The sequence below is a fragment of the Acinetobacter sp. YQ_14 genome, assembly GCF_043102985.1.
GTDB lineage: Bacteria > Pseudomonadota > Gammaproteobacteria > Pseudomonadales > Moraxellaceae > Acinetobacter > Acinetobacter venetianus.
In genome coordinates this window covers 25,474-48,054 of the sequence record NZ_JBICJJ010000004.1, presented here as the reverse complement: position 1 = coordinate 48,054, position 22,581 = coordinate 25,474, and the positions used below count along the sequence as shown (strand labels likewise).

At 38.7% G+C, this 22,581-nt stretch carries 17 protein-coding genes, 1 tRNA gene and 1 pseudogene; 7 read left to right on the top strand and 12 right to left on the bottom strand.

The genetic code is table 11. From position 1 onward, the window contains the following. Nucleotides 1–331: 331 nt before the first annotated feature. From ACF8D3_RS02505 to ACF8D3_RS02495, 3 genes are all read left to right on the top strand, one after another. Nucleotides 332–1,021, top strand: a complete 690-nt coding sequence (locus ACF8D3_RS02505; RefSeq protein ID WP_007482739.1) for a Smr/MutS family protein — start codon at nt 332–334, stop codon at nt 1,019–1,021. Nucleotides 1,022–1,111: 90 nt separating this feature from the next. Beyond that, nucleotides 1,112–1,660, top strand: a complete 549-nt coding sequence (gene folE, locus ACF8D3_RS02500) for a GTP cyclohydrolase I FolE (RefSeq protein WP_019384954.1) — start codon at nt 1,112–1,114, stop codon at nt 1,658–1,660. A gap of 150 nt (nt 1,661–1,810) precedes the next feature. Then, nucleotides 1,811–2,176 (top strand): cupin domain-containing protein, encoded by a 366-nt coding sequence (locus ACF8D3_RS02495; RefSeq protein ID WP_392469936.1) that lies wholly within the window; start codon nt 1,811–1,813, stop codon nt 2,174–2,176. 103 nt (nt 2,177–2,279) lie between these two features. On the opposite strand, the gene ACF8D3_RS02490 is transcribed toward ACF8D3_RS02495, so the two are convergent. The 4 genes from ACF8D3_RS02490 to hemE form a co-directional block, all read right to left on the bottom strand. Beyond that, entirely contained in the window at nt 2,280–4,160 is a 1,881-nt protein-coding gene (locus ACF8D3_RS02490) for a DUF4105 domain-containing protein (protein WP_392469935.1), read from the bottom strand. Nucleotides 4,161–4,311: 151 nt separating this feature from the next. After that, a complete protein-coding gene (locus tag ACF8D3_RS02485) occupies nt 4,312–4,782 on the bottom strand; it encodes a DUF3015 family protein (protein ID WP_007482736.1) in 471 nt (156 codons plus the stop codon). Nucleotides 4,783–4,961: 179 nt separating this feature from the next. Continuing rightward, nucleotides 4,962–5,756, bottom strand: coding sequence for a DUF817 family protein (locus tag ACF8D3_RS02480; RefSeq protein WP_392469933.1), 795 nt, complete (start codon nt 5,754–5,756; stop codon nt 4,962–4,964). Between the two features lie 41 nt (nt 5,757–5,797). Beyond that, on the bottom strand, nt 5,798–6,871 hold the full coding sequence (gene hemE, locus ACF8D3_RS02475; protein ID WP_392469931.1) for a uroporphyrinogen decarboxylase: 1,074 nt from the start codon (nt 6,869–6,871) through the stop codon (nt 5,798–5,800). 194 nt (nt 6,872–7,065) lie between these two features. Here hemE and ACF8D3_RS02470 point away from each other — a divergent pair, with 194 nt between their 5' ends. After that, nucleotides 7,066–8,292: a L,D-transpeptidase family protein gene (locus ACF8D3_RS02470; RefSeq protein ID WP_392469928.1), complete on the top strand. Its 1,227-nt coding sequence runs from the start codon at nt 7,066–7,068 to the stop codon at nt 8,290–8,292. A gap of 51 nt (nt 8,293–8,343) precedes the next feature. Here ACF8D3_RS02470 and ACF8D3_RS02465 read toward each other — a convergent pair whose 3' ends face one another. Further along, entirely contained in the window at nt 8,344–9,606 is a 1,263-nt protein-coding gene (locus tag ACF8D3_RS02465) for a diguanylate cyclase (RefSeq protein WP_278395961.1), read from the bottom strand. Between the two features lie 162 nt (nt 9,607–9,768). Between ACF8D3_RS02465 and pyrC the strand changes: the two genes are divergently transcribed. The 3 genes from pyrC to ACF8D3_RS02450 all read left to right on the top strand — a co-directional run bounded on the left by pyrC (nt 9,769) and on the right by ACF8D3_RS02450 (nt 11,548). Then, nucleotides 9,769–10,803 (top strand): dihydroorotase, encoded by a 1,035-nt coding sequence (pyrC, locus tag ACF8D3_RS02460; RefSeq protein WP_004880787.1) that lies wholly within the window; start codon nt 9,769–9,771, stop codon nt 10,801–10,803. After that, the gene (rnt, locus tag ACF8D3_RS02455; protein WP_026094137.1) at nt 10,788–11,453 is read left to right on the top strand and encodes a ribonuclease T; all 666 of its coding nucleotides are present in this window, start codon (nt 10,788–10,790) and stop codon (nt 11,451–11,453) included. Before pyrC ends, rnt begins: the two co-directional genes overlap by 16 nt. 19 nt (nt 11,454–11,472) lie before the next feature. After that, nucleotides 11,473–11,548: transfer RNA gene (locus ACF8D3_RS02450), tRNA-Glu, on the top strand. A gap of 74 nt (nt 11,549–11,622) precedes the next feature. Here the strand turns inward: ACF8D3_RS02450 and ACF8D3_RS02445 are convergent. The 7 genes and pseudogenes from ACF8D3_RS02445 to ACF8D3_RS02415 all read right to left on the bottom strand — a co-directional run. Continuing rightward, nucleotides 11,623–12,162, bottom strand: a pseudogene (locus tag ACF8D3_RS02445) (DUF2726 domain-containing protein); the annotation flags it as partial. Nucleotides 12,163–12,310: 148 nt separating this feature from the next. Then, the gene (locus tag ACF8D3_RS02440; protein ID WP_061392867.1) at nt 12,311–13,555 is read right to left on the bottom strand and encodes an NADH:flavin oxidoreductase/NADH oxidase family protein; all 1,245 of its coding nucleotides are present in this window, start codon (nt 13,553–13,555) and stop codon (nt 12,311–12,313) included. Between the two features lie 111 nt (nt 13,556–13,666). Beyond that, nucleotides 13,667–15,250, bottom strand: a complete 1,584-nt coding sequence (locus tag ACF8D3_RS02435) for a dipeptide ABC transporter ATP-binding protein (protein WP_392470133.1) — start codon at nt 15,248–15,250, stop codon at nt 13,667–13,669. Beyond that, nucleotides 15,228–16,238: an ABC transporter permease gene (locus tag ACF8D3_RS02430; protein WP_392469927.1), complete on the bottom strand. Its 1,011-nt coding sequence runs from the start codon at nt 16,236–16,238 to the stop codon at nt 15,228–15,230. Before ACF8D3_RS02430 ends, ACF8D3_RS02435 begins: the two co-directional genes overlap by 23 nt. Next, the gene (yejB, locus tag ACF8D3_RS02425; protein ID WP_392469926.1) at nt 16,238–17,308 is read right to left on the bottom strand and encodes a microcin C ABC transporter permease YejB; all 1,071 of its coding nucleotides are present in this window, start codon (nt 17,306–17,308) and stop codon (nt 16,238–16,240) included. Before yejB ends, ACF8D3_RS02430 begins: the two co-directional genes overlap by 1 nt. 64 nt (nt 17,309–17,372) lie before the next feature. Then, nucleotides 17,373–19,214, bottom strand: coding sequence for an extracellular solute-binding protein (locus ACF8D3_RS02420; protein WP_392469924.1), 1,842 nt, complete (start codon nt 19,212–19,214; stop codon nt 17,373–17,375). Nucleotides 19,215–19,221: 7 nt separating this feature from the next. Further along, entirely contained in the window at nt 19,222–22,458 is a 3,237-nt protein-coding gene (locus ACF8D3_RS02415; RefSeq protein ID WP_392469923.1) for a LysM peptidoglycan-binding domain-containing protein, read from the bottom strand. Nucleotides 22,459–22,581 lie beyond the last annotated feature (123 nt).

The window sequence follows — 22,581 nt, the reverse complement described above, 5'->3', positions numbered from 1 at the left end:
ATGCCTCATTTATTTTATTGAAAAAATAATATGGGCTTCGAATCAGTTACTATTTTACTCCCTCCAACAAGAAAAAATTTAAAAGGAATTTATTTATGGGAATTTCAATTAGAGGGTGAAGTTATATTGAGTGGTGAACGTTCTATAAAATATAGACTATATAAGCCATCAATATAAACTATGATTTTTATTTTAGAAAATGAATTGTTATTTATCGCTAATTATTCACCCCTCCTATCAAAGATCGCACGAATGCAATTCAGTTCAAATCATCACGGATTCAGACTATAATTTTACACTTCTCTCGTATCTTGCCTATTTTTCTAACATTATGAGTAAACATGATTCTTCGCTTTCTAAAGATCAGTTTAATTTACTGAAAGCCTTTAAAAAGCAAATCTCTAATCCACAATCCAGCGCGATTGCGAAGCAAGCCGAATCAAAAAAGGCGCAAGCTGCCGCTGAAGAATTGGAAGATACAGAACTTTTTAAAAAAGCCCTTCTTGGGGTCAAACCGATCGACAATAAAAATATTGCCGATACCAAAGTTATGCGTAGTAAAAAAGTCGATGCCCAAACTTTAGCAAAGCGCGCTGCTGCAGAAGGTGGTGCTGAGCAAGAACTTACTGAAATTTCAGATACGCAAGCCATTTTAAATCCTGTTGCCAGTCAAGCAGCATTGAGCTATCGCATTGCGACCCTACAACACAAAGTATTTGAAGATTTGAAAGCGGGTAAAATTCGTTGGTTCGAAGCAGTCGATTTGCATGGTTGTACAGTTGAACAAGCGCGCGCTGCAGTTTTACAAATCATTCAAATGGCCAAAGATGAAAATCAAAACGTCATTAAAATTGTTCATGGTAAAGGCCCAGAAGCAATTTTAAAAACCTATGTAAATGGCTGGCTCAGACAACATCGCGATGTTCTTGCTTTTGTCAGTGCGCCTGAAAATCAAGGCGGCACTGGTGCTGTTTTAGTCCTATTAAAACGAGCAGAAAAGAATCCAAAGTACAAACAATAATCGGCATTTGACTCAAAAGTAAGTTTTTGAATCGTTTTCTGATACAATTCCCGTTTTGTTCAACCCACCTAAGTGAACATTGTTATGTCTATGCAGCAATCGTACGCAAACATCTTAACTGCCGTTGGTGAAGATTTGAATCGCCCAGGCCTCAAAGATACGCCTATGCGTGCGGCTAAAGCTTTTTCTTTTTTAACTTCTGGTTATAGTAAAACGCTTGAAGAAGTTACAAATAGTGCGGTTTTCCCATCCGATAACCATGAAATGGTATTGGTTAAAAATATTGAATTTTATTCACTTTGTGAACACCACCTGCTCCCTTTTTATGGTCGTGTACACATTGCTTATTTACCAGAAGGTCAAGTTTTAGGTCTATCTAAATTTGCCCGTATTACAGAAATGTTTGCTCGCCGCTTGCAGATTCAAGAAAATCTAACCCAGCAAATTGCCGAAGCTGTTGCTGATGTAACGAAAGCACGTGGTGTTGCAGTGGTGATTGATTCAGCGCATATGTGCATGATGATGCGAGGCGTAGGTAAACAAGAATCTACGACTCGTACCGTTTCTTTTGTTGGTGATTTTAAGACTGATAAAGATGCACGTCGTGAATTTTTAAGTGCTGTACCAGAAAGCTACTAAGTAATATGGCTCTTAAAGCCTCAATTCAATTGAGGCTTTTTTATTTCTAATTTTTCTTAATCAAATTCATTTTGTCATTTTAGTAAGCTTAACTTAGACGTATAAAGATGCTTTATAATTAGCTTAATTTAAGCACACCCATCATGAAATATGACAGCTACAGCATTATTACTCGATCCATCTAGTTTAGAGCAGACGAATGCAGCGATAGACTATCCTCGACCACATCGACTTGTAAAAGGTAATCCGCAACGTTTGACACACAGCCTCTATGAACATCCCAATATGAGTTGTGGCATTTGGCAATGTGAAGTGGGTGCGTGGAATATTGTATTTGCTGACAACAAACAAGAGTTTTTCCAAGTCATCGAAGGAATTGTTCGCTTGCATGATACTGACAACAAGTCTTTTGTTGAAATATCAGCAGGTCAAGCGGGTATCATTCCGCCATCTTTTGTCGGTACATTTGAAGTCGTTGAGGCTGTAAAGAAATATTATGTCGTGGTTGAGGCATAGTATTAGTATTCTCTTTTATTCAAATAGATTATGACTAGACTTCTTTACCATAGAGGAACACAGTCCATTAGAAACGATGAACTCTCTAAGAGAAGTCTAAGATCTAGAAAAAACGAATATAACCTAAACCGACTTTATTCCACTCCTTATGATCTTGTTGTTCAAAATCCCAATTCAATCGCATGGCATTATTTGAGTCAAAACTATATTGAAATTGAGAACCCAGTTTCAGATTCCACTGATTTTGATCTTGCCAATACGGCAATTCAACTTGTAAGACACTATTGATTCGATCCGTCCATCGATTCATACAACCCACCGTTGGCCCAGCGCCAACACGCCAACCTTTATCTAAGTTTTTTCCACCTTGCACATGCCCTTGTAATTGGGCATAACATAGATGACGTCGATCATAATCTGCCAAACTATAGCCCGCCTGCATGTTTAAGTTCATTACACCATGCTGCTGATCTTCACTAAATTGTCCATCATAGACTGCTTCTTGCTTCCAGCCAAAATTAAAGCCCCAGCTGATTGGTGATTTAAAGGGTTGAATCGGATTATAAGAATTCACCGAAAGTAAATCCAAATGCTCAAGTTTGAGCTGATCATCTCGATATTGAACACTTCCATCTAAAAACAAAAGCTGTGTACCTAGGCGATAGCCACCTTGAGGATCAATCAAATCATGGTAGGCTTGGCGATGTCCTAACTCAACAAACGCCTTGCCTTGTGACTCTCCTCCATTGACTGAGATATTACGCGCATAGTGTCCTTCAACAGGTTGCATCTTCGGGCGAGTCGGTGCTTGACGTTGTTTATCAACTTCTATTTGACTACGCAATGCTAATAATTGTCGTAATCGCGGTTGAGCAATTTCTGTTTCAACAACGCGACTGACAAATTGCAAATATAAGTCGTCGTATGCCATCTCTAAAATTTTAGCTTGATCTTGAATGTTATAAGCACTTAGAACAGCTTGAATTTGATCTGATGGTAGTAAAGCAACTTTGTGCGCAACTTTAGCCAAATGTGTCCCATGCTGCTTCGCCTGTGAAAGCAATTGAGTTTCAAGTGCTGGACGATAAACGACATCTTTCACTAAGTTCTGATCATCAACCGCTTTTAATGTCTCAATTGGAATCGCAGCATAATTAAACTGTTTTTTTAAATTTAGCTCTGGCCGAACCAAATCAATCAGTCCTAACAAACGATAAGCACAGTTATCACTGACAAAATAATAAGGGAAACTCACATGCTGCATTTCCCAAATATGTTCCACCAAGAAGCGTGTTTCCTCAGGAGTTAAGTTGAGTTCATATTCCCACAAATCACGACTTTCAAAATCACCATATTCTTTGACTTTACGATAATAAGGCATTAAGGAATATTCACCAGGATATTGCCCTGTTAGCCCTTTCCAAGCATATGACCAGTTATCTTGACCATTTACAGTAGCAGCATAATTCACAGCATAAGAAACTAAATTAAGTTGTTTCTGATCTTTGGGGTCTAATCGCAAAAGTGTATGCCCAAACATCGAACTTGGATTACCCATAAAGTCTGTTGCATAAATCAAGGTCGCTTTATATGGCTTGATCTGATTAATCCATGCTTCAAACTCATCGCAGTTCACATTTGGAAGTTGTTGAGCTGGGATTTGCAACTGCTCGATCAACCAACGGCTACGCGCAGGAAATTTACAGCGAATAGACTGATTATTTTCGGTTTGTTGAAACAAAGTTTGAATATCTGCATGAAGCTCATTTTTTATATTGGTTTTACCATCAATCGCATAAAAATAGCCGTCATAATTCACCTCACTGGTTTGTGACTGATCAGCATACATCAATCGTTGCCAAGTCATGTCTTGATCCAATTTTTTTTGTTCAGCTAGATTTATATAGTTTTGAATATCAGATGGAGCTACAGCATAAGCAGCTTGACATAATATAGAAGCGACAATACAAGTAACAAATTTCATTCAGCAACAAACATTTTTAAGAATTATCAATCTGACAACAAATCACGTCTCTCATCCATCAGCTTTTTATTGCGAACCAATAAAATGATCGAAGCAATCTATCGAATATAAGAAAACCCTGCCAAATGACAGGGTTCCAAAGTATCAAAGATTAGACATAAGCTTTCAATACAGCATCTTTTGCCATAACGCTTTGTAAAGAGTCTAAAACTTGAAGTGTATTTTGATTTTTGCTTGAGTAAATTTCAGCAAAGTTCGCTTTTGAAACTGCGAAGAAACGTGCTTTATCTTGAGCTTTAATCTGCATAAGCTCAGCAAGAACATTCAAGCTTTCACCTTGACCAACAGCCATATCACGTGCCAGAGCTTCCGCATTTTCATTAGTAAATGTCACCACTTGAGCAGTCACTGTACCACCTTGACGGCATCCTAAAGTACCAAAAGTGATCCCTAATAATTGGTTTGTAAAAATACCGTTAGTTGTTGCAGCAAGAATTTTAGGTGCAACACCCTTTTTACCTGCCCAAACTTGTGTACCAACACCACAACCAACATCATTATCTGCCATTGCTACAGTTGAACCAGCTGCCAATAGAGCGGCCAATGCAATTTTTTTTAACATAGGAAAGATCTCCAGTATCAATTATTTTAACTATTCTTTATCACTATTTTAATGTGCAAAATTTTTACACAAGAATTAAAATAACGAGGTTATTCCTTTTTAGCAAATAGATTTTGAAATAAAGTTGAAATATTTATAAACCGAGCTTTGTAATCACCATATTCATCTAAAAATACAGTTTATTTTAACTGCCACTTTCCACTTCCATTGCGATTACCTAGAATTTTAAGTACCAATACCAGACTTAATAGTAATAATAAATACCATGAACCTAACTTGCCCCATCCCACCATATGCCATGCATCAACTTGGCTTGGATACAACCATATTTTATAAAATGTACTAATATTTTCTGCGATCCAAATCAAGAAGGCCAATAATAATAAAACAGGTAACATTGGAATTTTAAAATGCTTCTGCTGAAGCTGAAAATGTAGTTTTGTTTTCCAAAAAATGATGATACTCCAAATAAATAATGCAATACGAATATCTGCAATAAAAAACTTAGTCATGAAATTTAAATAAGATAAAACAGCGAGGCACAACATATTGCTGAATCTTGGTAAGTTCTCAAATGCAACTTGGTATAATCTAAGAGATCTCGCAAAAAAGCTACCTACAGCCGAATACATAAATCCAGCAAAAAGTGGCACTGTAAGTAATTTAAATACAGCAGGTTGCGGATACTGCCAAGAAGCAATTGCTGGATGTGTGAGAAAAATCTCCATCCCCATCGCTATGATATGAAACAAAGCAATGACTTTTGCTTCTGCCCATGACTCGAGCTTCAAATAGATCAGGCAAGCTTGAATGATCAAAGCATAAAAAAGCAGATAATCATAACGGAAGAAACCAAAATACTCATTGCTTCCCATCGGTGCTGTTAATGCAAAAGCAATTAAAAGTAATAATCCAAATAAGGCAGCCGAAGCTGCCTTAGCGATAAAATGTAGCGGTAAAACAATCAACTGCACAAGATTGATCCTAACATCAGATATTGATTAGAGATTTAAAATCAACCTAAATATTTCGCACTATATTCATGAACAGTATCGACAAAGATTTTCGGCTGAGCAGGATCAACCCATTGCGTAATACCATGCCCTAAGTTAGCAACATAACCTGTTTTTTCGCCATTCGCATAAGCATCATCGAGCATTGCTTTTACTGATTTTTCAATGGATGCTGCTGAACCATACAGTACTGCTGGATCGAGATTGCCTTGTAATGCTGCGCGACCAGCAATCACATCTCTCGCTGTATATAATGGCGTGGTCCAATCCACCCCAAAAGCATCTGCACCAGTACCCACCATCGCTTCTAGCCATTGTCCACCACCTTTGGTAAAGACAATAATTGGAATACGACGACCATCTTTTTCACGTTGAAGACCTGCAATAATTTTCTTCATATAATTGAGTGAAAATTCAACATATTCTCGATGTGCTAATGCACCACCCCAGCTATCAAAAATTTGGATTGCTTGTGCACCAGCATCAATTTGTGCATTCAGATAATCAATAACGGAATCTGCAAGATGATCTAATAACGCATGCAATACTTCTGGCTGTGCATACATCATATTCTTCGTAAAACGGAACTCTTTACTTGAACCACCTTCAACCATATATGTTGCAAGTGTCCAAGGGCTACCAGAAAAACCAATTAAAGGGACTTGGCCATTTAAAGCAGATCGAATGGTTGTAACAGCATTCATGACATATGCTAGATCCGACTTCGCATTTAACTTAGGCAAATTTGCAACATCTTGTTCAGTACGGACTGTTTTATGGAACTTTGGCCCTTCGCCTGTTTCAAAATACAAACCTAAACCTAAAGCATCAGGAACTGTTAAAATATCTGAAAAAAGAATTGCGGCATCAAGTTCATAACGGCGTAATGGCTGTAAAGTCACTTCGCAAGCAAAATCAGTATTTTTACACAAAGAAAGGAAATCACCTGCTTGAGCACGAGTTTCACGATATTCTGGTAAATAACGACCTGCCTGACGCATCATCCACACGGGAGTTGTATCAACAGGTTCACGTAATAAAGCTCGTAAAAAACGATCATTTTTCAACGTTGTCATTACCAATCTCTAAATTCTTTCATGTAGCGCGCATGATAGCAAAGTTAGCCTAGAAATTATAATTCCATACAAAAAATCTGCCTTGGGCTAAAAATTTCGCTTTGACACAAAACAGCTACTGCAACTCAGCTTATTTTCTGTAATACTTGCAACATCTTATATCTCAATATGAATAATTCTTAAGGTTGAATTACATGTTTGTTCGCTCATTACTCGCTATGAGTTTAAGTTGTATTATTGCTAATGTTGCTTTCGCTGCTCCAACAACTGAGCAACCTTTAAATCCAAAAATAATCTCAGCACCAATCCAAGATCCAATAGATCCTTTGGCAATTGATCGTGCAGCATCAAGTGTTGTAGCTCAACCAGCTTCACAACCTGTCATAAATACAAGCCCAGCTTCTGCTGTTGTGGCTCAACCAGCTTCACAGCCGCAAGTAAATACTGCATCTGTCGTATCTAAAAACTTAGACAAAGCTCCAGATACTACAACAGCAGCTTTACCACCAGAAATTCCAACGTCATGGAAAATGGATGCGATTAATAATGCAGAATGGCCTGAAGGCTTACCAAGAGGTAAGCACCCAGCCTATGCCCGCGCCCATGTTATGCTAAATAATGCGCACGCTTCACCAGGTGCGATTGATGGTTCAAGTGGTAAAAACACCTTAAAAGCGATTGCTTCATTCCAACAAATGAATGGAATTACACCAACAGGTGAATTGACCAAAGAAACATGGGATGCATTGGTCGCAAAACAGACCAAACCTGCTTATGTTGAGTACACCATCACTGAAGATGACCTAAAAGGGCCATATGCAGATTCAATTCCTTCTGACTATGCTTTACAAGCAAAAATGAAAGGGCTTTATTACACTCGCGTAACAGAAATGTTAGGCGAAAAATTCCATATGGATGAAAATTTCCTAAAACAACTTAACCCTCGCGCGAACTTTAAAAAAGTGGGTGAAAAAATCGTTGTTGCGAATGTTCGCAACGATTTACCTGAAGACATTCACTTAATCGTTGCACACAAAGGCGCTAGACAGCTTTATTTGTTCAACAGCCAAAATCAAATGATTGCCTCATTTCCTGCAACTATTGGTAGTACAGACACACCATCACCAACAGGAACCTATAAAGTCACAGGTGTTGCTAAAAACCCTTGGTATAGCTACTCACCTTCTAACTTTGTACAAGGTAAGAATCTTAAACCTCTCTCGTTACCACCTGGTCCAAATGCTCCAGTCGGCAATATCTGGATTGGTTTAAGTAAAAAATCATTTGGTATTCATGGCACACCAAACCCATCTTTAATTTCTAAGACCGCATCACATGGTTGTATCCGCTTAACCAACTGGGATGCAAATGATTTAGGTGCTAAAGTCCGTTCAGGTGTTACAGTTAAATTCTTAGAATGATTTTGACAATCGAGCGACATAAAAACCGAATATAATTTATATTCGGTTTTTTTATTCTACGATCGGTAAGGGTTGATAATAGATTTGATTCCGACCTAATTGTTTAGCGCGATACAACGCTTTGTCAGCGGTATGAATCAAGACATCTTGGCTAATTTTGGGATTACCATTAAATACCGTAATTCCTAGACTAATAGTCACATGATTGGATACTAAAGATTTTTCATGTGGAATCATAAGCCGATCAATGGCTTTATAGATATTGGTTGCAACGGCATAAGCGCCTTGTGCGGATGTTTCGGGCAATAAAACAACAAACTCTTCTCCACCATAGCGTGCAATAAAGTCCATATGTCGAATCGAACTTTTAATTGTTTTCGCAATTGCTGAAATTACTTGATCACCCATCTGATGACCATAGAAATCGTTATAGTTTTTAAAATAATCAATATCAATAAAAAGCACAGACATTGACTTGGTTTCACGACATGCCAAGTCATAATAATAACTAAACATCTCTTCGAAAGTACGTCGATTTGACACTTTGGTTAATTCATCATGCTGGCTTAAATGAAGTAACTCAGAAGCCTGTAAACGTAAAATTCTTTCATCTATTTCTGAAATTTTAGTTTTTAAAAATAGCTTTCGTTCTTTAGATGTCAGCATCACACTAATAGAAAAACCTAAAAGTAAACTACCAATAAATGTCCGCCCCAACATTAAAAAATCGCAGGGTATTTCTAGTAAATATAAAGATACTAAAATACTAATCGCAGCAATTGAACCCAGCCATAACATATGTGTAGGTCGTATGCCACTTAGGATAAATCCCAACATATATAAAAAGGCAATCATCACCATTGCCTGATTTTGCAGGACAACATTGGTGATACTCATCATAAATAACGATGGAAAAACGATCGTAGAAAATACGATGCAACAAACGGCAGGATAAAATAGTTTATTGAGCCTGCGAAAACGAGCAAATACCCAAAATAAAAATAATGCACCGCCTACTATGAGTAGGCTCAAAATACTATAAACAAAATCGGCAATAAAATTGGGACTAGAACGGATAACTAGAAAGTTTGAAGGCAATATGAGGAGAACAAAAATCGTATAAGTAATCACACCCTGACCAAAAAATTGGATTGCATTAATCCGCGTTCTATCAATATTAAATTGCCAGAACTCATTTTCTAGTTGAGACGGTAAAGTCTTTTGTGTTTTCTTCCCTTTAAAATGTTGAAAAACAAGCTGCTCTAACTCTTCTTTCGACCGCCTTAACTGTTCAAGATCATACTGATTTTCCATCCCTCTAACTCTTCTTATAATGCTGTATTCTTGTGCCGCATAAAAATAACACAATTTGTCATTTTGTCGTGCACTTTGATTAACCACTTATCCGTAATTGTAGTTACCATTTTCACACTTTATGCATTATTATTTGTATTATTTTTAAGTTTGAAGTGCACCTTGAACACGATTACCCTTTTACAACCAGATGATTGGCACGCCCACCTGCGTGATGGTTTAGCCTTAGAGCGTACTGTACCTGATTTAGCTAAACAATTTGCGCGCGCAATCTGTATGCCAAATCTAGTTCCACCTGTAAAAACGGTAGAAGAAGCTTTAGCTTACCGTGAACGTATTCTAACTCACGTACCTGAAGGTCTTCATTTCGATCCGCGCATGGTACTTTACTTTACTGACTTCACCTCACCTGATGAAGTTCGTAAAATTAAAGAATCTGAATTTGTTAATGCCATCAAACTTTATCCTGCTGGCGCAACAACCAATTCGGATAATGGCGTGAGTGATATTCGTAAAGTATATGCCGTCATCGAACAATTAGAAGAACATCAAGTTCCATTACTCTTGCATGGTGAAGTCACTCATAATCATGTCGATATTTTCGATCGTGAAAAACGCTTCCTTGATGAAATTTTATCTCCACTGTTAAAGCAATTTCCAAAACTAAAAGTTGTTTTAGAACATATTACAACCAGTGATGCAGCTAACTTTGTTCTTGAACAAGATCGTAATGTTGCTGCAACAATCACACCGCAGCATTTACTTTTCAATCGTAATGATTTATTGGTCGGTGGTGTTAAACCGCATTTCTACTGCCTGCCAATTTTAAAACGTCAAACGCATCAAACAACGTTGTTGGAAGTTGCAACAAGTGGTAATCCAAAATTCTTCTTGGGTACTGATAGTGCACCACACTCTCAAAATGCCAAAGAAAACGCATGCGGTTGTGCAGGCTGCTACAGTGCACCAAATGCAATTGAGCTTTATGCACAAGCATTTGATCAAGTGGGTAAAATTGAACGCTTAGAAGGTTTTGCAAGCATGTTTGGTGCAGACTTCTATGGTTTACCACGTAATACGTCTACGATTACTTTAGTTAAAGAAGAAAATACTGTAGCCGAATCGCTTGACTATCTTGATGGTCAAAAAATTATTCCACTTCATGCAGGCAAAACACTGCAATGGAGAAAAGTGTGACCCAAGAAGAAAACAAAGCTCCTGTCATTGGCCAGCGTTTTCGTGGATTTTTACCTGTTGTTGTCGATGTTGAAACAGCAGGTTTCAATTCGCAAACCGATGCTTTACTCGAAATTGCTTGTATTCCGATTGTCTATGATGAACAAGGACAATTTGTTCCAGGCCCTTCATTCCATGCACATATCAATCCATTTGAAGGCGCAAATTTAGATCGTCGTTCTTTAGATTTTATTGGTATCGATCCATCTAACCCAATGCGAATCGCAATGGCTGAAGATGAGCGAACAGCATTACGCCGTATATTTAAGTCATTGAATGAAGTTCGTAAGGCCCAGCATTGTACGCATGCGGTCTTAGTGGGTCATAATGCTCACTTTGACTTGGGTTTCTTACAAGCTGCGATTGCACGTTCTGGTACAAAAAATCAGAATCCATTTCACAGCTTTTCAGTCTTTGATACCGTGACGCTGAGTGCAGTGATGTTTGGTCAAACTGTCTTAGCTCGCGCATGTATTCAAGCTGGTATTGAGTTCGACGGTAAAGAAGCGCACTCTGCTTTATATGATACTCAGAAGACAGCTGAACTGTTTTGCTATATTTTGAACAAACTGTCTCCTCACCTTCTTGACACTTTGGTGACAGAACCCTAATATACACCCACCTCAAGAAGTCCCTATCGTCTAGAGGCCTAGGACATCGCCCTTTCACGGCGGTAACCGGGGTTCGAATCCCCGTAGGGACGCCAAATTCAAAAAAGCCACTGCATCTTTCAGACAGTGGCTTTTTTATTGTGAGTATCAAAATAAAATTTAAGATATTTTTTTGCTCATTGGTATCTGTTTCAACAATAAATGCATCTGATACTAAATGTGTTTTTGGTTCAACTAAAGGTGCTTCAACGAGTTCAGCAACTTTAATAATTCCGAAATCTTTTTGTACTTGCTCTAGGTCAGGCGTTCTTTTATAACGGATCACACGATAACCAGCCTCAGCAATTAATGCATCTCGGTCAGCATCTTTTTCTTCCTTACCTTTATGTGAAGCATCATCGAGTTCAACAATCGCAACTACATTAAATTGTTTATCTAAGACAACAAAATCAGCAACTTTACGATTAAATAAATTACGTGTTGCATATCCTTTTGCTGTCATAAATGCACTAAAAGCAACTTGTGCTAAAACAATATGCTCAGGCAAAGCTTCTCGTAATCTTAAAAAAGTTGGTTGTTCATTCATTGTGATGATGCGTTTACCTTTGATTGGGTTGCGCTCACCTCTATTACCTTTAGCCTTATTCACATTCGCTAAAAAGAATAAAATGACTGCAAAAACAGCAATCAAAATAATAATCATGGTCATCTATTTCCCCTACTTATAAAAATTATTGTAAATGAAGTTATTGAAACTCTAAGCTCAAACGACTTTATCAGCAACATATTCTATAGGGTATGAAGTGATTTTTTATTTTTATTCGAAATAAAAAGGACGCCGAAGCGTCCTTAAAATATTATGCTGATTTTCGAGAATTAACACGCCCTTTGACAACCGCTTTAATATTTCCTTTTGCATAATTTAAGAACACAATTAGAGGTGATAATTTTGGATTTGGTTTCTTACCCTGACCAATCGCCTTAAATTGTGCCGCATACCAAATGATTTCCATAATTGCCATTTTATCAACAAAAGGAATTCCTGTTTTAATCTGGTTCACTGCATAACGTACATCATTGCCTGCGATTAAACGATTAGTTAAATCTGTTTCAACAGCAAGCGGTCGCGCAATACCAATGAAATCACATGCACCGCTTTCAAGCGCGGCGTTCATACCAGCAACAGTACGGAAGCCGCCTGTCACCATCAATTTGCATGATACATGCTGACGAATCTTTTCAGCGAACTCAAGGAAATACGCTTCTCGTGCAATCGTACTTGCCTTACGTGACTCGGCCTTTGCTCCAGCCATTGCAGGTGCTTCATACGTACCACCAGAGATTTCGATAATATCAATCCCTGCCTCATCAATGGTTTTAAACACTGTAATCACATCATCTTCAGTGATTCCACCACGTTGGAAATCAGCAGAGTTTAATTTGACTGAAATGATAAAGTTTTCTGAGGTTGCAGCACGAACTGCTTTATAAATTTCCAATAAAAACCGCGTACGATTTTCAATTGAACCACCCCATTGATCAGTACGCTTATTGGTCAATGGTGACAAAAATTGGCTGATCAAATAACCGTGCGCACCATGTAACTGGACACCTTCAAATCCTGCCTTTTCACAAACGGCAGCGGCTGTTGCAAAACGTTGGATAATATCGAGGATTTCATCATGTGTTAGTTCACGCGGTGTACCAAACATGGTTGCAAGCATTGGACTAAAAGGGACAGCAGATGGTGCAACTGTTTCTTTGTTTAACCCTTTTGGACATTGACGCCCTGGATGAGACAACTGAATAAGTTGCACCATACCGTATTTCTTCCCAACTGCGGCCCATTGTTGCAATTTAGCTAAATCACGTTCGGTTTCAATCGCAACCACACCAGGTTCATTTTTAGCAGCAATATTCACCATGACATTGCCTGTGATCGCACAGCCCAAGCCACCTTTTGCCCAAGCTTCATACAAACCAATATGCAATTCATTTGGCTGCCCTTCGTGATTGGCGAGCGCCTCACTCATTGCTCCTTTGATAATGCGATTTTTAAAAATGGTATTGCGAATTTGGATACTGTCTGCAATCTGACTCATGGTCATCCTCTGCTACAATTAGAGTATTTACTCTAATTTAATCTGATTATTGTTTGTGTCAAGATATCTTCCGATAAATTGACAATAACATATGTCAATTTAATTACAATGCTAATATTCGCTCGCAGAAATCAGCTGACGCGTATATTCAGTTTGAGGAGATGAAAATAACAATGCCGTGTCTTGATATTCCAATACTTTGCCCTGCCGCATTACCATTATTTTTTGACAAAGCGCTTTTATGACTTGTAAGTCATGACTAATAAACACATAACTCATTTTTTCTTGTTGCTGTAACCGACGTAGCAGTTGAATCATAGCCCTTTGCGTCGAACGATCTAGTGCTGATGTAGGCTCATCTAAAATAATGAGTTTAGGCTGTAAAACCAAAGCTCGAGCCAATGCAACGCGCTGTCGTTGCCCACCAGAAAGTTCATGTGGATATTTATGTTTATCCTCAACAGACAATTCTACTTTTTCTAAAACTTGTTCAATTTCTAACGCGATCTGCGATTTCTCAATCGCACGCAAATTTAATCCTTCCGCAATAAGCTGCTCAACATTCATCCTTGGGTTCAAACTACTCATAGGATCCTGAAATACAATTTGTAAGTCAGTTCGGATAGAACGTAATTGATTTTGGTTTAATTGATTGAGTTGAATCTTCTCAAAATGGATTTCACCTTCACTTTTGATTAATCGTGCAATCGCTAAAGCCAAAGACGATTTTCCTGATCCACTTTCCCCTACGATTCCGAGTGCTTTTCCTTGCATAAGGTCTAAGTTGATAGAATCCACAGCGAGCTGAAAACTTTTAATTTGATTAAACAAGCCACGTTTGATTGGATATTTTACTGAGACATGGTTTAAAGCCAATAACATTTCAGTCACATCTAAACTAAAAGCTTGACCAAAATCATGATCCAGTAAATGACAGGTATACGCGGTTTTAGGATGGGTAAAAATTTCTTCAACTGTGCCCTGCTCTGCTGTATGACCTTGATTTAAGACCAGAACATGATCGGCATATCGTTTCACCAAATTTAGATCATGGCTAATCAAAATCATGCACATTTGACGTTGCTGTTGGATTTGCTTTAACAGATCCAGAATTTGGGCTTGCAACATCACATCCAAAGCGGTTGTCGGCTCATCAGCAATTAAAATATCAGGTGCTAATGCTAATGCCATCGCAATCATCACACGCTGGCGTTGCCCACCTGACAGCTCATGTGGATAACGTTTTAAAATTTGTTCTGCATTTTCTATCCCAACATCTTGCAATAAACACAGTACTTTTTGTCGAGCTTCAGCTTTAGATTGACCCGCTAAGATCAAGCTTTCACCTACAATTTTTTCAACTTGATGTAATGGATTCAGTGCTGTCATCGGCTCTTGAAAAATCATCGCAATTTTTTTGCCACGTATCTGCTGTAATTGCATGCTATTCAATTGATATAAATCAGCGCCCTCAAGTTGCACTGAACCACTGATGCTCAATGTTTGAGGTAATAACCCCAACAAAGCCAACATGCTTACGGATTTACCTGAACCACTTTCACCAACAAGCGCAAGTGTTTTTGCAGGAAACAGATCAAAGCTAAGATCACTCACGAGTGGCTGCCCTAACTCATTACAAATACTGAGTTTTTCTACTTTCAATACAGCCTGATTATTGTCTTGGGTCAAATGCATCACGTGCAGCCTCCCCGATATAAATTAACAAAGAAAGTACCAGTGCTAAGCTAAAAAATCCTGATAGCACCAACCACGGCGCATCTAAATTATTTTTGCCTTGTAATAATAATTCACCCAATGACGCTGCATCTGGTGGTAAGCCATAACCCAAAAAATCCAATGCAGTCAAAGCCACAATATTAGCCGTCAACATAAAAGGAATTTGCGATAAACTTGAACTTACAGCATTCGGTAAGATATGTTTAAAAATAATTTGATAATCACGTAAACCTACAGCTTGTGCAGCACGCACATAATCCAAATGGCGTGCGCGTAAAAACTCAGCACGAACCAATCCAACCAACTCAGTCCAGCCAAACAGCAGCATAATCACAAATAACCAATACACATTTGGACTAAAGAAACTGACCAAAATCATCACAATGAAAAGCATGGGTAAACCGCCCCAAACTTCTAAAATACGTTGACCGATCAAATCAACCCAACCACCGTAATAACCTTGAATTGCCCCTACAATGATTCCGAATACCGCAGAACACAGCGTTAAAGCCAAACCAAATAAAAGAGAAATGCGTAAACCATACAAAATACGCGCAAACACATCACGACCTTGATCATCCGTACCCAACCAATTTTGTGCCGTCGGCGGTGATGGAACAGGCACTGCCAAGGATAAATTTGGTGTTTGATAAGCAAATGCAACTGGAGGAGAAATCATCCACCCCTGCGCTTGGATAAGCTGTTTAACCACAGGATCTTGATAGTCTGTCGTGGTTTCAAACTCACCACCAAAGGTCGTTTCAGGATAATCTTGAATAAATGGAAAATAAAAAGATTGTTGATAGCGCACCAGTAATGGCTTGTCATTTGCAATCAGCTCAGCGGCAAGTGACAGGACAAAAATCACAATAAATACAATAAAACAGCCAAAACCAAGTTTGTTCTGTTTAAAACGTTTCAGTCGTCCTCGCATCAATGGTGACATCACTTTCCACCTCTTGACTCAAAATCAATCCGTGGATCAATCAATTGATAGAGTAAATCTCCAATTAATCTTAAAATGAGTCCAAACAAGGTAAAGATAAACAACGTTCCAAAAACCACTGGATAATCCCGTTGAGTAATTGCCTCAAAACCAAGTAAACCAATCCCATCTAAATTAAAAATAATTTCAATAAACAGATTACCGACAAAAAAAAGCCCCACTAAAGTCTCGGGCAAGGATGCAACCACAATTAAAATCGCATTTCGGAAAACATGCCCATACAATACTTGATGTTCATGTAGCCCTTTTGATCGCGCAGTTAATACATAAGGCTTTTTTAATTCTTCAACAAATGAATACTTCATTAAATAAGCACGCGCAGCAAAGCTTCCCAAAACCATGCTTAAGATTGGCAAACACATATGCCATAAATAATCTTTAATTTTGGCAAAGAAACTGAGTTGAGCAAAATTTTCGGAAACCAATCCTTGTAACGGAAACCACTGTAAATAGCTCCCACCTGCGAAGAAAACAATCAGTAAAATCGCAAAAACAAAAGATGGAATGGCATAGCTCACAGCAAGTAACAACGAAGTCGATTGATCAAATAAAAAACCATTATTTCTGGCTTTTTTAATTCCAAGTGGAATCGCAATCAAATAAATTAAAAAAGTACTCCATAGCCCTAAAGACAGCGTAACAGGGAGTTTTTCATAGAGCAGTTGCGTGACAGGTTTATCTTTAAAAAAGCTCGTTCCAAAATCAAAACTCAAATAACCTTTAAGCATTAACCAAAAACGTTCATGTGCGGGTCGATCAAATCCATACTGTACTTTAATTTTCTCAAGCATTTCAGGACTGAGTCCACGTGCACCTTGATACTGTGCTAAATCACTTAAATGTGCGCTATTATTCCCATCTGTACCTAAACCTTGTGCATTCTGGATTTGCTGAATGGCTTGCTCGACAGGTCCACCCGGTGCAACCTGAACAATCATAAAGTTGATCAACAAAATGAAAAATAATGTTGGGATCATCAATAACATTCTTTTCAGAATATAGTTCATCATTAAAGAGAATCCCTTATTACGTTATTTGATCGAAATTTTAGAACACTGTTCATAATCATTCTAATTAATGTTTTTGAACCGACTGATGCAACTTCTTGGCTTTCTCAGCGTCAACCCACCAATATTCCCAACCCACGGATAACTTTGGCTTAATCACAGGTTGCTGGTAAATATTCCAATAAGCAAACCAACGCTCAGGCTTTCCATAAGTCAAAATTTGGTAGTAACCGGCACGTAATAAACGATCGAGCACACGCGTATATAAAACCACTTCTTCACGACTTTTTGCAGCAACAATTTTCTCGATCATGCGATCAATCACAGGATTTTTAATCCCTGAATAATTATAGTTATTGGCTTCATCTGCCGCGACGCTTCCCCAAAACTGTGCTTGCTCCTTACCTGGCGTAAGCGTTTGAGGCATATTAAACACCATCATATCAAAATCATGTCGACGAATCCGCTCCATATATTGCGGTACATCTACCTGTCTTAGATTGACTTGGATACCAAGTCGATTCAAATTACGAACAAATGGCATCAACTCTCTTGGCTGATTTTCTTGCTGCATCAACAACTCGATCTGAACCAGCTCGCCTTGGCGATCATATAACCTATTCTTTCGAATTTGATAGCCCGCATCTTTTAAAAGCTTTTGTGCAGTCAATAAGTTTCGACGATTAAAACCACTAGCATCAGACACAGGATAATGCCAATCCTGTACTACACCTTGACGCATGATTGGATTGAGTTGAGCCATATAAGGCTTTAACACACTCAACTCAGCAGCACTTGGTCGACCTTTTGCGGCTAAATCCGTATTATCAAAATAGCTTTGTAAGCGACGATTTTGATTGAAAAATAGTGCCTTGTTCTGCCATTCAAAGTCGTAGGCATAAGTTAATGCCTGACGTAAATGGATGTCGTTTAGGGGGGCACGCCTAGTATTAAAGACTAAACTTTGAATATCTAAAGGCGTATGAAGATGGGCTTTATACTTTTTAATTAAACCAAATTGCACCGCAGGAAAATGATAAGCGGTCATCCAATTACGGATATTTTTCTCTTCGTATAAGGTAAATTGTCGAGACTTAAAACCCTCAAAGCTGACATCTAAATTTCGATAATACACATATTTGAGTCGATCAAAATTATAGCGACCTTTATTTACAGCCAAATCTTTTGCCCAATAATGCGGACTGCGTTTATAACTAATACTTCGTCCTGCATCAATTCGATCAATCACATAAGGCCCTGAACCCACAATTGGCTGCAAAGTCACGCGACTAAAATCTCTGTTGATCCAATCTTGTTTTGAATAGATCGGCAAGCTCGCCACAATCAATGGCATTTCAACATTGTTGTCGGACTTAAAAATAAATTTGACTTGATGTTTAGATAATACTTGTGTTGTCGCCAAATCAGACAAATACATTTGCAAACCTAGATTTGCCTTGGTTTGGTAGGTATCAAAGGTAAATTTTACGTCTTCAGCTGTCAGTGGCTGACCATTATTAAAGCGTGCCTTGGGATTCAAATGAAAAATGACATACTTTAAATGATCAGGGTCATAACTCACTTTTTCTGCGAGTAATGGATACATGACCCTCGGCTCATCCAAAGAGCGATCCATCAAAGTATCAAATAGATAATTTACCCCTTCTGTCGAGCTGCCTTTGCCATTCATACTATTCAAGTTATCAAAAGTACCAAGGCTCGACTGACTCAATACCCCACCTTTCGGTGCTTGTGGATTGGCATATGGCATGACCTGTAGCTTTGCATACTTGGGCTGCACATGCATGGCGAGATATGGTGTTGTTTGTACAGCTGCACACACAATCTGAGTAAAAAAGCTTAGTCCATAAAATAGACTAAGCTTTTTATAAAGAATAGATCGAATCATAGATCAATTATAAGTTTGGTACTTTAATCACATCACCAATTCGTAACTGAGTACTTGGTTTAAAGTCATTCAATTCAGCAAGTGCACTCGTATCTAAACCAAATTTACTTGCCAAACCAATCAAAGTATCACCACGCTTAACTTTGTATTCAGTTACTAATTTTGGAATCACAATACTTTGACCCAGTTGTAAGCCCGTGTTTGGACGTACACCATTTAGATCTGCTAACTCACGACCAGACATACCTAAACGATTGGCAATACTATTTAGGGATTCACCAGACTTAACTGTGTATTTCTCAGTGTTTTTGCTTGAAGCCGTTTTCGACACACTTCTCGTATCATCAGCTTTGGCAGACTCATTGCTTGGTACGTCACCTGACAACTTAAGCTTTTGCCCAACACGGATACTACTGTTACGAGATAAACCATTTAAAGCAGCAACATAATCAAGTTGTAAATAATAACGGCTTGCAATATTGCTCAGGGTATCACCAGACTTTACGGTATAAATATCTGGAGCACTTTCCTCTTTCTGATTTGATTTGCTATTTGATGCTGTTTTTGCTGGCGCATCACCCGTCAATTTCAAACGCTGTCCAATGCGTACCCCAGAATTTCGGTCTAAACTATTGAGATCAGCCAAATCACTTAACTGTAGATCGTATTTATTTGCAATCGCGATCAGGCTATCACCTGATTGAACGACGTAAGTTTCAGGCGTTTTAACTGTTGCAGGGATTTTCAAGCTTTGTCCAAAGCGCAAACCACTGTTCACCTTGATATTATTTAAATCTGCTAACTCATCTAAAGTAATTTTTGACTGTGCCGCAATACTTGTTAATGTATCACCACGTTGTACCGTATAGCTCTCTGTTTTATAGCTGGTAGAAGCCGTAACGTTGTCATATTTTACTGAGGTTTTCGTGTCTGAAACATCATCACTTTGATTCACTTCATTTACAGGCACATTAATTTTTTGTCCAACTAATAGGCTGCTTGTAGCACTTAGATTAGGAGTGAGATCAGCCAACTCTTGATTAGATAATGCATATCGATCTGCAATCAGTTTTAAGTATTCACCACGCTTCACCGTATACGTTTTAGTTGCAACTTTATTCGTCACTTTACTGTCTGTATTGCGTACAGATTGTTGTGAACCACCTTTAGGCTCTTTCAAAGTAAGCTTTTGACCTACAAATAAGCCATCTGTAACAGAGAGGTTATTGTAGTCTGCTAGCTGTTTTAGGCTTAAATCAAAACGGGATGCTAACGTCGTCAAACTGTCTCCAGACTGCACCACATAGCTTTCTGGTTTTTCAGCAATTTTAGCAGTCTCAGGCTGTGGTTTTGCATCGTAGAGATATAAACTTGTTCCTACAAATAAAGTGCCTGTTGGATCAATTTGGTTCCACTTTGCAATGTCACGCCAGTTCACACCATTTTTTTGTGCAATAACCGCCAATGTATCTCCTGGCAGAACAACATACGTTGAACGTTTACCCTTCGGCGCAACGACAACGACATCGGTATCCGTTTTAATATACGGTTTACCCTGATTTCGCTTAGCGTCATCACTGTTTGCTGTAGTAGTATCTTCTACTAAATTCTTAGGATAAGCGAAGCCTTTAGTAACTTCTTGACCTTTTTCATCAGCAACAGATTGACTTGTTTGAATCGCTGTTAACTTAATTTTGCCATCAAATGGATCAACAATTTCAGTTCCTTTCGGCGCAATCGCTTTAATTTCAGCAACAACTTGGTCTTTCTCAGCTTGAGTTGCTTGTGGTTCTAAAACTTGAGCAACAGTTTCCTTTTTACCCTCTTCTTTTACGGCTGCAATAATCTGCTCACGCTCTTTACTCGAAATCGGTGGTTCAACCTTTACAGGTTGTACATTTGGCGCAGGAGTAATCGCAACAGGAATCCGCGGTGCACTTGGTACATTAGCCGCCGCTGCAAATGAAGCTAAGGCATCCGAACCTTTTGGTGTCGTGATTCGACTATTTGACGTCGTTGTCGTTGGTCGAGATGTACTCGCTGTTAAATTAGGTGGAGTCTTGGTTGATGGCGTAATTGTTTGACCTGAACTAGAGCTTGTCGTTGTTCGAATCGTTGTCGATGTACTGACATTATTGTTCATCGCTGGCGGGTTATTGTTGCTGGCTAAGAAACTACCAGAGCTAGCTTTTCCTGAACGCAACTTAGCGTCAATTGATGGACTTAAATCTGCTGGAATCAAGATACGCATTGGGCTTGTTGGATCAACCATCTCACCACGATAAGCAGGGTTCAATGCATACAACTCTGCACGGCTCAAACCTGTTATAGAAGCAATTTGGTTAAGCGATAAAGGTGCAGACAGATTAATTTCACGAAAGTGTGGTCTATTCGCAATTGGCGGTAAGGCTACCCCATAAGCACTTGGATTTTTGATAATTTGCGCTACAGCCAAGAAACGAGGCACATAGTTCATAGTTTCTTGCGGTAAACGAAGTGACCAATAATCTGTTGGCAGACCTGCTGCTTTGTTTCGGTTAATCGCTTGTTGGATACGTCCCGGACCTGCATTGTATGCTGCAAGTGCAAGCTCCCACGAACCAAATTGATTATATAGACTACCTAAGAATTCATAAGCGGCACGAGTTGACTCTACAACATCACGGCGACCATCATACAAGCTTGTTTGTTGTAAGCCATAAATACGGCCTGTACTTGGAATAAACTGCCATAAACCTGCCGCAGCGGCGCTACTGGTTGCCGCTGGGTCGTAAGAACTTTCAATAACAGGGAGTAATGCCAATTCAGTTGGCATACCACGGCGCTCAGCTTCTTTTACAGTGTGATATAAATAACGGCTGGCACGTGCGCTTAAACGATCTAGATAAGGTTGACGAGAAATAAACCAACCACGTTGTGCTTCGATACGAGAGTCCCAGTGATTCAAGTCCATCTTAAATCCAACGGTCATACGTTTCCACACATCACCATGTTTAAGAACTAATAAACGATCTCCCTCTACAGCACGCATATCTGTTGCAGAGAGTAAATCTTCAAGCGAATCTAAACTGTTTGCATCTAAGAATCCAGAACCCACTTGCTTTGAAGATGAGGTCTTTGATGATTGTGGCGTCGATGAACAGCCCGTCGTAATTCCTAGCGCAGCTAAAGCAGAAGTAAGTACAGTAATTTTAAAAAATGATGTAGCCGATGCTTGCCACACCAATGTGGTCGATTTATACATAAAAACTTCCAGTCAACTCACGCTAGTTTATTTCTTCGATTTGCCATTGTAGTAAAGCATGTCACTTAGACAAGGCAATAATTTAACGTGATTTGCATGGAAATGTTACAAGAAATTTAAAAA